Source organism: Haematospirillum sp. H4485 (genome assembly GCF_012102745.1).
Lineage (GTDB): Bacteria > Pseudomonadota > Alphaproteobacteria > Rhodospirillales > Rhodospirillaceae > Haematospirillum.
Genome location: NZ_JAAVSY010000021.1, coordinates 1 through 11,552 on the forward strand (window position 1 = coordinate 1; position 11,552 = coordinate 11,552).

At 52.1% G+C, this 11,552-nt stretch carries 7 protein-coding genes and 2 pseudogenes; 2 read left to right on the forward strand and 7 right to left on the reverse strand.

Annotation, left to right across the window (positions count from 1 at the left end; genetic code table 11):
* Nucleotides 1-122 precede the first annotated feature (122 nt).
* From HEQ61_RS10795 to HEQ61_RS10815, 5 genes are read right to left on the reverse strand one after another with little or no spacing between them, the layout of a single operon-like run.
* On the reverse strand, nucleotides 123-893 hold the full coding sequence (locus tag HEQ61_RS10795; RefSeq protein ID WP_168021407.1) for a hypothetical protein: 771 nt from the start codon (nucleotides 891-893) through the stop codon (nucleotides 123-125).
* Entirely contained in the window at nucleotides 893-3,247 is a 2,355-nt protein-coding gene (locus tag HEQ61_RS10800; RefSeq protein WP_168021406.1) for a hypothetical protein, read from the reverse strand. Before HEQ61_RS10800 ends, HEQ61_RS10795 begins: the two co-directional genes overlap by 1 nt.
* Nucleotides 3,235-4,464 (reverse strand): hypothetical protein, encoded by a 1,230-nt coding sequence (locus HEQ61_RS10805; RefSeq protein WP_168021405.1) that lies wholly within the window; start codon nucleotides 4,462-4,464, stop codon nucleotides 3,235-3,237. Before HEQ61_RS10805 ends, HEQ61_RS10800 begins: the two co-directional genes overlap by 13 nt.
* Entirely contained in the window at nucleotides 4,464-5,477 is a 1,014-nt protein-coding gene (locus HEQ61_RS10810; protein ID WP_322099250.1) for an NAD-dependent epimerase/dehydratase family protein, read from the reverse strand. Before HEQ61_RS10810 ends, HEQ61_RS10805 begins: the two co-directional genes overlap by 1 nt.
* A gap of 19 nt (nucleotides 5,478-5,496) precedes the next feature.
* On the reverse strand, nucleotides 5,497-6,846 hold the full coding sequence (locus HEQ61_RS10815) for a UDP-glucose dehydrogenase family protein (protein WP_168021404.1): 1,350 nt from the start codon (nucleotides 6,844-6,846) through the stop codon (nucleotides 5,497-5,499).
* A gap of 423 nt (nucleotides 6,847-7,269) precedes the next feature.
* Between HEQ61_RS10815 and HEQ61_RS10820 the strand changes: the two genes are divergently transcribed.
* Entirely contained in the window at nucleotides 7,270-8,043 is a 774-nt protein-coding gene (locus HEQ61_RS10820; RefSeq protein WP_168021403.1) for a class I SAM-dependent methyltransferase, read from the forward strand.
* Nucleotides 8,044-8,174: 131 nt separating this feature from the next.
* Nucleotides 8,175-10,793 (forward strand): hypothetical protein, encoded by a 2,619-nt coding sequence (locus tag HEQ61_RS10825; RefSeq protein WP_168084792.1) that lies wholly within the window; start codon nucleotides 8,175-8,177, stop codon nucleotides 10,791-10,793.
* 32 nt (nucleotides 10,794-10,825) lie between these two features.
* On the opposite strand, the pseudogene HEQ61_RS10830 reads toward HEQ61_RS10825, so the two are convergent.
* Both HEQ61_RS10830 and HEQ61_RS10835 read right to left on the reverse strand, forming a co-directional pair.
* Nucleotides 10,826-11,352: pseudogene (locus HEQ61_RS10830) on the reverse strand (IS5 family transposase); the annotation flags it as partial.
* 96 nt (nucleotides 11,353-11,448) lie between these two features.
* Nucleotides 11,449-11,552 (reverse strand): annotated as a pseudogene (locus HEQ61_RS10835) (IS5/IS1182 family transposase); the annotation flags it as partial.

Here is an 11,552-nt window from a genome sequence, read left to right on the forward strand (position 1 = left end):
GTATCATCCGCATCAATGAACTCGCCATGATCACTGAAGATGTCGTCGATGCCGCAGGACAGGCCCTCGTCATCGGAAACGCCAAATAGCAATCAAAATTCAAAGCCATGTAGCGATCAAGCTCACAGGTTGGCAATCCAGCCTCGTTGTCGCAGGTGATATCGTGTCCATGTATCGCGGAGTGCAAGGATAGCTCGATACATGTGGGAGCGTGGCAGCCAGCGTGCTTCCAAACCTGCCATCGCAGCCATGCGTACATCGGAATGTATGTTGTCGCCTGTGTGCAGGATTGCTGAGGATGGTACGCCAAGATGCTCTGTCAGCCAATGAAACAGCTTTCCACTACGTTTTGTTGCTGCTCTGTCGGAGCTGACAGCTAGAGGAAGTGATGCAAGCTCCGGAATCTGTTGCTTAAGTATGGCGCGCAGAGCTGTTTCCGGTAGATACATATCTGAAGTCAGAATAACAGGTTTATGGGCCACAATGTCGGTGCAGAGTGTGATCAGTTCGCGGTTTGACTTTACAGCACTGTATTCCCACTCTATCTCGGCTTGGGTCAGAATATGGTCTGCTTCAGGTGGAAGATTGCACTGCTGTCGCAGGGAGCAGATCATTTCTGCATGTGTCACTTCGGCGCTCTTTCCATGTTTGACCCGTTCAAAGGCGTCTTTCTGGATTTTCAGCCGGGCCCTGTACAGAGCTTCTGCCTTGATTGCAAAGCTGATGGACAATGCTTTTGCTTGAGCGGCGGCAATATCGCCAAGACGTGAAAGTTCAGGCTGACAGCGGCGCAACAGAAGCGTGTCGAACAGATCGAAAGACACGGCCCGTACGGAGTCCGAGAGTGCATCGCGGCGCAGGTCTTTGAGGGATGTTGCCTTGTATTCCGCCATTACAGGATGTCACTGCGCTGGAAGAACCATGTTGCGGCCAAGGTCATGTCATCCTTGACCATAAGGTCCAGTGTCAGAGCGGAAACCCCGACCGGGGCCGGAGCAAGAAGCCTCCATCCCGGCAGTTCAGGTGGCGGTATGGTCTGGTCCAGTCGTACATTTTGAACGATAACCAATATACCGCCGGGAGTTACCAATCGGGCTGACTCTGTGTTGTTGGTGATGACCAAGTCAAAGGTCTCTTGGTCTGGGCATGTATCCAACCCGTTGATGCGGTCTGGGACGTAAATGTTGTCGCTGTCTCTCGCATGACCGAGAAGACTGACCTGTTTCATATGGCGGCTCAGGATATCCGGTAAATGGGGTATTGGGTTTGTGATCAATGCCTTCTTGTTTTGGTCTGCGACACCAGTGTGGCGGGCCGTGGCAACAATATGGACTGCGCTGAATATCTCCTGGGTACGGCGGAACAGGTTGGCGGCACAGGTGCCTGACAGATAACGACGATTCAGGTCAAGCCAGGTGTGATCCTCCCAGTCTTCGGCTCCTGCCAGTCGGCTGGGAGCTTCCAGGGGGCCAGGACGCTTGGTCAGCAGAGGGATGGCAAGGCGTGGTATCAAACGGGTTGAAGGACGCAGATCTGTGACCCGGTTGCGTGCGGCGCACAGGGTGTCTTCCCGATAGCGTCTGGTCAGTGGCGGAAAGGAGAGAGCAGCCAGAATAGCTTCTCCGGCATGGCCAGCAAGGTCTTCTTGCCAAACTGTTGGTGATCCCTCCAGGATTCCTTCAAGCACGCTGGACAGCCGTACCGCTTCTGTGACGGGAACAGGTTGTGCACGCTGCATATGGAGCTGTAGCCAAGCCGCAAGGTCGCGGGGGGCTAACCGCAGGGGAAGTTGACCAGAGGGCAGTACGGTCCCGTGTCGGACACGTCCACTGAAAGGGCTGCGGGCACTATTGATGCAAGCATTGACCATGGTTTCGAAGCGGTTGTGAATGGCATTGATGGTAATGACCATACGTGGGCTTAGGCCCTTGGATATACGATTCTGTTCGATATCCACCATTCTCAGGAATGTATCGTGCACAGGGGCCAGTGCATCAAGGTCGGTTTCGTTCCATCCTGCCGGATTACGTTCTTGTGTTTCTTCCGTCCGTCCAAATTCGAAGACAAAGATATTGGCTGTTTCCAGGGCTGTGTTGTTGTTTGTGTCAAATGAACCTTGGAACGCCATATCTTTCCAGGCTGTTTGTGCCAGATCAAGCATGTCTGTGCGGGTACCAAACCAGGCCAGATGACAGTCGCGGGGCAAGTGTACCAGCAGGTCCACCAGAAAAGGCAGGGCATGGTGGGGATTGTAGCCCGCCATGTCAGGGTAATCGGGCCTGTAGGTTGAAAAGGTAGGGGTGCGTTCTGGCGGTGGCAGGACATTGGTCAGAAAACCAGACACAGTGAACGTTCTGTGCCTTAGCCGTATTTCTTCCAGTTCTGTGTTTGCCAGTCCCCAGCTGTCCGCTTGGTGGGGGAGCTTGGCCTCTGTAATATCCCGATAGAAACTCCAGTAGTCGTTTTCTGCATGGTTATGCTCATGCAGGATCCCTCCACCCCGGGTATGGTCACAGTGAAAGCCGAGCAGACGTGTTTCCAGGCTTTGTGGGGGACCCAAGTGTATGAGCAACCGTTTCGCAAGGTTTGAATCAACGATCCAGCCATTGAGCATGCGTTCATCAAAGCCGTGGATGGTTTCCAGTGCTGTACGTGGGATCAGCTGGAAATCGCCGTGGTTGTCAAAGCGGGCGGGTAGGCTGCCTTCGACCACATGATGCAGGTGAAGGCGTGCACCTTTTTCTGCCAGAAAAGCAATGGTGCCAGCCGGGTTGCTGCGATCACATTCTTCCCATATTGCCTGTGGTAACTCGAAGCGTGGCAGATGGTGACAGGCTTCCGGGAGCGTTGCCACAATCTCGGACAGGGGGCACATGTCCGGGCGTGGTACCAGCACCATGTCCGTGTTTGTGGACAGAACCCATGGATTGGCCGGATTGGCTCGGCGCAGGGCTGCATTGCGGGCCACAGGCTCGCATACATTCATGTGGGTCCGATCCCGGATGGGGTCATGATGATGTGGGCGTACCCTCAGGATCCGCAGGTACCTTTTCGCTGCTGTCGTCAGGGTATCTGCAATCGCCTCTGGGAACGTGGGAAGGGTATCCGGCGTATTATAATCAACAAAAATGATCTCATCATCTGGATCACCCAGCATCTCTGCTAGGCAATTAAGACTGATAGCAGCCCGCTTGTGCAAGTTATAGCCATGAGAGTCATTGCGGCCATAAAGAATCAGGGACAGCATTGGTTCTCTGGTCCAGGTGCAGGGGTCGCAAGGGCTTTGGCTTCATACAGCAGCAGTTCGTCTTTCCAGCCTGCCTGACGGGCTGCACCGGCCGGCCATGGCATGGCGTTACGATCCAGCTTCCATGGATTGCCGGTGGCAGTGGGTGCCAGTGGCCGTGTGCTGGTGTCCAGGGTTTCTTCATAAACCCATGGTGCCAGGATGCTGGTTTCTTCAAAGGTTGGTAAAGAAAGGAAGCGAGCCAGCTTCAGTCGTGCTGCTGCAGCATGGGTTTTCAAGAATGTTTTTGCTTGTGCCAGCAAAGCTGCTTGTAGCTGCTTGACGGCTTCTGTCTGTTCCAATGGCAACAGGGACGGGAGACGTACCGGTAATCCGTCGACAGTATAATCGATCAATGGGCCATCGGCATTCGTGCATAGGGTCTCGAGTGGCTCTGGTGCCCGGGTGAACAGGTGGGTAAACCACTCCGGCTTTCCCAGATGAGCCAAATATGAACGCACCGCCCCACCGCGCTGTATGGTCCAGCTGGCACCGGGTGTGGTTACAAGATATAGCCCCAGTGTGGTGATATCTTTTTTCTCATGTTGCAGAATTTTCTGCAGGGCATTTTGGATATTCGTGGCATAGCCTAGGTCTGCAAGGATAATCTGCCTGTTGTCCAAGGCCCCGATACGTTCAAGATAGGCAAGAAAACGGGTGCGCAGACCCGATGTGGCGGTTAGCAGCGCTGCTGCCGGGCCAGGCTCCCGGAGCCAGGAGAGGAATGCTGCAAGTTCAGGAGAATTGGCGACCAGTCGTGTGCCTGCAGGGAGCGGAGGGTGCGGAAGTTCCAGTTCTGTCATGGCTTCCGTGACCGTCATGGGGCATCTGCGGGCACGTATCAGGATATTCAACAGACCTTCTTCATCCTCGGCAGAGAGAACAGCGGCCTTCAGACAAAGACGGCGATTCAGGCTGATATCATGAACTGCAGGCACACCCAGAGCCTGAACCAAGCGACCGATTAGTTGTCCTTCGCGTAATACGCAGAACAGGGGTTGGTCCGGATCATGCTGCGAAGCAATCCAATGCGCAAAAGAGCACAGGACAGGTCCAACCGCATCCAGAAGAATATGGTTCCATTGGACTCCGGGACATGGATGCCATTTCTCTCCAATGCTTTTTGCCAGAGCCTGTTCCAGGATCAGGGGGGGTGAAAGCCACAATTTTCTATCCATCAGCAATACGCGGGATGTCTTTTTTTTGCAGGTACCGTCATTTGGTCATGGATCCACCGATAGGTTGTTTCAAGTCCATCGCGGAGCGGCGTACACGGCGCCCAGCCCAGTAACTCCCTGATCTTTGTATTGTCCGAGTTACGCCCGCGAACGCCCTTGGGTGCGTTCAGATTATAACGGCGCTTCAGTTTGATGCCGGCAATATCCTCGGCGATATCGACAAGCGTATTGATGGTTACAAGTTGGTCAGATCCAAGATTAAGGGGGTCATATACAGGGCTGGAGGTTATCAGGTCCATGCCGTGCAGGCAGTCATCTATGTACATGAAGCTGCGTGTCTGTTCGCCATCACCCCAAATCTCGATTTCATGGTGCCCGCTCAATTTTGCCTGGATAACCTTGCGGCAGATGGCGGCCGGTGCTTTCTCCCGGCCGCCATCGTAGGTACCGTGTGGTCCATAAACATTATGGAAGCGGGCTACCTGCGTGGGGATCTGGTAATCCTCCCGGAAGTGGCGGCACATCCGTTCCGAGAACAGTTTCTCCCATCCATAACCATCTTCTGGCATTGCAGGATAGGCATCGTCTTCACGAAGGGGAACAACGGCTGCTTGTTTCTGTTTTTCAGCATTGTAGACGCAGGCTGACGATGCGTAGAAGTAACCCTTGAGATCCTGGTTGCGGGCAGCCATCAGGAGATGTGTATTTATCAGAACCGAGACCATGCAATCGGCGCGGTGATTTTCGATGAACCCCATCCCGCCCATGTCGCAAGCCATATTGAATATCCTGTTGGTTCCCGCAACAGCTTGTTGAGCTGCGTCACTGTTGCGCAGGTCCAGTTGCAGGTTCTCCGCTTCCGGAACCAGTTGGTACCATGTTTCTTTTGGCTTGATGTCTACGACCCTGACGTGGCGCACTCCGGCCTCAACCAGTTTCCTGGTCAGAAAGCCGCCAATGAAACCACCGCCACCAGCCACAAGAACAGAATCTGCTGTCGTTACACATTTCACGCTCTGGTCCCCCCTGTCCTCAGGCTGTGACAATGGCTTCATCATGCTGCAGCATTGATTTGCTGTGTCGGCCGGGTATTTCCATGTGAGCGATTCTGGCTATGGCATGTGGCATGATTCTCCATGGGTCGATAATGGTTACGGGTCGTCCGGTGCGTTGAAAAGGTTCAGGAGAGAGGACACCGTATTCTTGCCAGGGTGTCATCACCACGACTGTCTGGGCGGCTATGACAGCCTCGGCTACAGATGTGACAATTCTTGCATCCTGACCCAGAACAGCCTGTGCTGTTGACCCGGCCCTGGGATCGTGACAGAGAACCTTGAAACCTGTTTTAGCCAGTCTTTGTGCCAGCTTGATCCCGTGGCTTTCTTCCACAACACTGGTATCAGGTTTATAGGACAGGCCAAGGACTGCCACAGCGTCACCCTTTCTTGTGCAGGTTACGACCTTCTCAGCCATGCGGTCCAATTGCATCTGGTTTATGGTTTCTGTTGCTTCAGCCAGAAGTGGGCTGGCGCCCAAGGTGCGTGCCATGGAAGAGAATGCAATATTGTCGCGCGGGAAGCAGGGGCCTCCATATCCGGTTGCACCCTGCAGGTATTTGCCACCAATTCTGCTATCAAGACCCACGGCTGAGGTCAGGACTTTTACATCGGCTCCTGGCAGGCGATCGCAGATATCTGAAAGCATATTGGCATAAGAAATCTTTGTTGTGACAAATGTATTGATTGTGATCTTGGTGAGTTCTGCATTGACCAGATTCATACGCTGTACTGGAGGATGGTTGGCGCAGGCGGAGAGAATAAGCTCGGAGACAATTTCGCCGGCGCGGGGGTCTGATTCTCCAACCAGCACCATGTCGGGGTGCATGAGGTCGTGGATAACCCGGCCCAGGGCAATGAACTCCGGGCTGTAGCACAGCCCGATATCAACACCAACGCGCCGCCCCGAAGTCGCTTCGAGGGCAGATCGGATTTCACCGTCACATGAGCCGGGCATGACTGTACTGGTGATACATACAACATGATAGGAAGACTTGGTTTCTATATGGCGACCAAGTTCGGCGATGGCCTGTAGTACATGCGTGTTGGTGAAAGCACCGCGTGCATCGCTGGGAGTAGGAACAATAATGCATGTAACATCTGATTTCAGCGCTGCTGTCCTGAAGCAAGTTGTTGCCGACAGACAGCCCTGCGCTTGGTTGATCATGTCCTGAAGTTGCGGCTCATCAACTGGTGCTATACCTTGGTTAATCGATTGCACAGTGCAGGGATTGAGATCAGCGCCAATGACATGGTGGCCTTTGGCAGCAAGAACAGCGGCCAAGGGCGCCCCCAGCTTTCCAAGGCCAATGACGGAAACGTTCATGTTTGTTTGCCCCTGTGTATTTTATTTACCCCACGTAGACTGACGTGCAGTCGCAGTTCATGTCTTGATCAGGTCTGTCTTTGTAGATGGCCCCATTTTCTAGTTTCGTTCATGCCAGTAAACATTCAATGTTTGTCTTGTGGTAGTCCCGCTGCGGGGAAGGACCCAATTCATTGTTTCATAGAGGCTAAATCTGTTCTGCATTTGGTGCAATGCCATATTGTTCTATATCAAAAACAAATGTATTTTGCAGTAGCCTTGTGTGCATGTGATGAAAGCTTATTTCATGTGAGAAGATCATAAATTAATGTTAATTTATTTTATTGTTTTGTCGGATCTGTGCAAAAATGACCTGATATACATGTTGATTGCATGGATTATTTTGTATAGCGTTGCGATCTGTGTTGTTCTTATGGACCCGTCATGATTGCCGATATAGAAAATATACGCACCTATTGGAATCTTCGTCCTTGCAACATTCGCCATTCACGCCTTCCTGTTGGTACTGTTGCCTATTTTGATGAGGTTGAGAGGCGTAAATATTTTGTTGAACCCCATATCCCCAGCTTTGCAGATTTCTCGCGCTGGAACGGGAAGAAAGTTCTAGAGATCGGCTGTGGTATAGGGACTGAAGCTGTAAACTTTGCCCGAGCCGGGGCAGATTATACCGGGCTTGATTTATCGGAAGTCAGTCTGGATATTGCGCGCACCCGGTTCCGGGTTTTTGGCCTGAATGGACAACTGATACAGTGTAATGCTGAATATCTACTGGATGCTGTTGGGCCTGATTCTTTTGACTTGGTCTATTCGTTCGGAGTGCTCCACCATATACCCTGTCCGGAAAGAGTGGTTGACGGCATTCGCAAGGTTATTCGGGCTGACGGCGAGTTGCGAGTCATGTTGTATGCCCGGAATTCTTGGAAATCGATCATGATTGACGAGGGATTTGACCAACCGGAAGCCCAGAGTGGCTGTCCTTTGGCCAGAACCTATACCCCGGAAAGTGCTGCGGCTCTTCTGCAGGGGTTCAGGATGACTTCCATGCAGCAGGATCATATCTTTCCATATGTGCCAGAAAAATACGTTCACCATGAGTATGAGAAACAGCCTTGGTTTGCCGCTATGCCGGATGAGGTGTTCCGGGCCTTGGAGCGTCGACTGGGCTGGCATCTGTTGATCAAGGCAATGCCTGTGTGATTCTCTTGCTTGGTTTGGTACGCATGGATTAGGGGGGGCCTGTGATATCGATCGTTGTCTATGGCCGCAATGACTCTCATGGCTATAGCTTGCACAAGCGGGCTGCTATCAGTCTTAATTGCCTGGCAGAGATGCTGGGTGATCCGGATGATGAGATCATTTTTGTTGATTATAATACGCCGGATGATCTACCGACTTTTCCTGAGGCCATAAGGGACACGCTTACGCCCACAGTGTGGGAAAAAATGCGTATTATACGGGTCAGGTCTCGTCACCATGAACATATTCGGCTCAAGACGCATTTGGTAGCAATAGAGCCTATAGCCCGCAATGTCGGTGTGCGTCGCTCTAATCATCAAAACTCTTGGATCTTGTCTACAAATACGGACATGGTTTTTATTCCACGTGAGCCTTTTTCTACATTCTCTGATGCCTTCTCCAGTCTTGAACGTGGCTACTACTGTTTGCCCAGATTTGAGGTTCCTGACACTCTATGGGAGTGCTTTGATCGCTTCAAACCGAGGCAGGTTATCAAGGAGCTGAATCAGCTTGGTCTTGATTTGCATCTGAAAGAAGTTGTTCGTTGCCCTTATCCTGTGCAATTTGATGCACCGGGGGATTTCCAGCTGGTTACTAGGGGGGACTTCTTTTCTGTTGGTGGCTTTAATGAACAGATGCTTCATGGTTGGCATGTAGACTCAAACTTTGCAAAGCGCATGCAGATTCACTTTGGTGACGTTCATGATGCTACTGATTTTTTAAGTGGTTTCCATCTCGGCCATACTCGTGTTGTTGGGACCATTCACAGCGGTCATCAGCGTCCTGAGAACGATCTTCGACGTTTCTTTGATAATGTTACTGTTGCCGATGTACCAGAATGTTCTGAAACGTGGGGACTTAACGGCATTGAGCTTGAGGAATTCTGTCTTTCTTCCGTACGGAGTACTGTGTTTGTTGATGGATTGAAGGCCGTTCTTCCCAGAATGTCTGTGCATCGTTTTGAAAGTCGTTATGAGCTTGATACTTATGATAGTCTGGATTACCCAGTTGAGCATACGGTTCCCCATTTGCTTGATCTTCTGATTAATCTTGCCCCACACGATATTATCGGCTGGTTTGGTACCGGTGATTCCTTACTCCAGTTGTTCGGTGATGCCATGGTAGCTTCTGGAGGCGCATCCAACCCTGTGTGGGTAGCGGAAAGTGTGGCCCATCTCATTAATACACAAAAAGGAAAGAATATTAAGATTGTTGCCGATAGTCAGGTGCTACGGCATGCGGATGTCTTTGTCTTTGAGTTCGGGGTGTGTTCACGGGGAGAAGACGGGTATAGGCAGCGCAAGTGGTCGACTGCCGACATGAACGCCGTTGCGCCGGTACGTCGTGGGTTTTTGCGGCTGGTTGACATCGAGGCGGAAGCTCATGCTTCTGGGCAGCCCTTGCGAAGGATCATCGCTGTCAACGCCATGCACAACCACTTCGAGGGGTTGGTTCATAGTCATCTCTCTGTTAATCGTACGCCCTTCAGTACCCGTGTCCGACAGGGATACGTTATTGTTCCGGAACGCGATGCAGATGAAAGGTGCGATCCCCGGGAGTTAGGGCAGTGGTTGAGGACGGCTATGGGGCGGCTTCAGCCCGTGCCTATCACGGAAGCTGTACGTTTATCTACAATACTGTATGAGATGGTAGAAAGTCCTGTGGTTGTGCCAAGGTCTTGGAGAGAGGCATTGCGGGTGGCCGATGGTCTTTTAACCTTGTCCATGCATCCAAAGCTAGCCCAGGATATTGACGAGCAGAAACTTTCAGTCCTGCGGCGACGTATTGAAGCTGGTCGTTATTCGGCTCATCTGCGCCGACGGGTGAGTGTACCCGTTCTGGATGCGGCATCGGATCCTGAACAGTATCCCTCGCGTCTTTCTGCTATTGAGGATTGGGAGAATCCTGATTTCTTGCGCTTTGCAAGGTATTATTTTACCGGGGCCTTTGCTGCAAATATTCTTCGGAGATCTCGCGGGATTTGGTTCCGTTGTCATGTTCTTGCTGTTCTGGAACGTTTGGGATGGGGTGATGGGGGGCAGCGTGCATTGGTCATTGTCGGGCAGCATCCGGATGCTATTCATCATTTTTTGAGTAACCACTACCACCGTGTCGATGTTGTTTTGGATGCTCCACATGACTTTCCTCATGTTGAGAAAGTGTGGTGTGAGCCTTCCCGAATTCACGTCCTGCCTGCTCTTCCGGGGCGCGATATTCCATATGGAGTTGCTGTTGCCCTTGTTAGAGATCGCTTCCGTAGCGAAGCTGACTTGAGTGATGTTTTTAACTATCTTGCCGTTCTTTCTGAATTGGTTGACGTGGGTGGTATCATTGCGATTGTTTGTCATATGGATCTGGGAGTGTCAGACAATCATGACTGTTTTCATCTCAGTCTAGTGGCAGATAAAGGATTTGCGCAGGCCTGCAAGGCTTGTCTTGGTCTGGAACTGCTGCCCGCAGCACCGGCGGGGATTAGTGTTTCAACATTAGACAGATATGCGGCAGAGCCTGAAGATTTGTCTGCGCCTCACTTTGTTTACGAAGATGAAGGCAGGTTGGTTGCCAGCGCTGTTTGGTTCTTTGTCAGGCGTGATGTTGTCAGTGATGATGGGGTGTCGAAATTGGTTAGCATCGCCCGACATATAAATGCAAGCTTAAGGGAGGAATGGCATAACGAACGAATTATGGATAGCTCAGTGGCCGTTCCCTGATGTTTACATTTATGCCTAGGGTCGAGACTCACTCATATCCAGAATGCGACGAGGGTTGCGAGTGCGACGGCGGAGAGGAAGTTTCTTGCGAGCTTGTCGTAGCGTGTGGCGACCCTTCGAAAGTCCTTCAAGCGGCAGAAGGCGTTTTCGATGAGATGGCGGCTTTGATAGCGCAGCTTGTCATATCTGATGTCCTGCTTGCGGTTCGAGCGACCGGGAATGACAGGCACGATTGCAGATTGGCGCAGATGCTTTCGCAACTTGTTGGCATCATAGCCCTTATCAGCGAGTAGGTATCTTGCTCCCTTCAGTCCGGCCAGCAAAAGTGGCGCGACCGTGTTGTCTGCGACATTGCCGCCGGTCAGCATGAAGACGAAGGGACGACCGATGATGTCCGTAAGGGCATGGATTTTGGTGGTTTGGCCACCCCGCGACGATCCGACAGCCTGATTTTTCACCCCCCTTTTCCCCCGTGAGTGGATCGATGCGCCTTGACGTAAGTGCTGTCGATGGATGTGCTTTTGGTCACCGCACCGGACGTTGCAAGCGCTTCGATCAGATGCGGCCGGAGAAGCGCAAACCGGTGCATTGCCTGGCTGCACTGTTCTTCAGAGAAGTCTGTGAGATTGTCCGTAAGAGTCCGTTTGAGAATGGCTCAATGTGAGATTCTGCGTAGGAGCAGGCTGCCCATCGGGACGTGGATCATGGCTTCGGAGACGTCAATGCGCGCCTCGTAGTTGCGCACGAGCCGACGCCAGC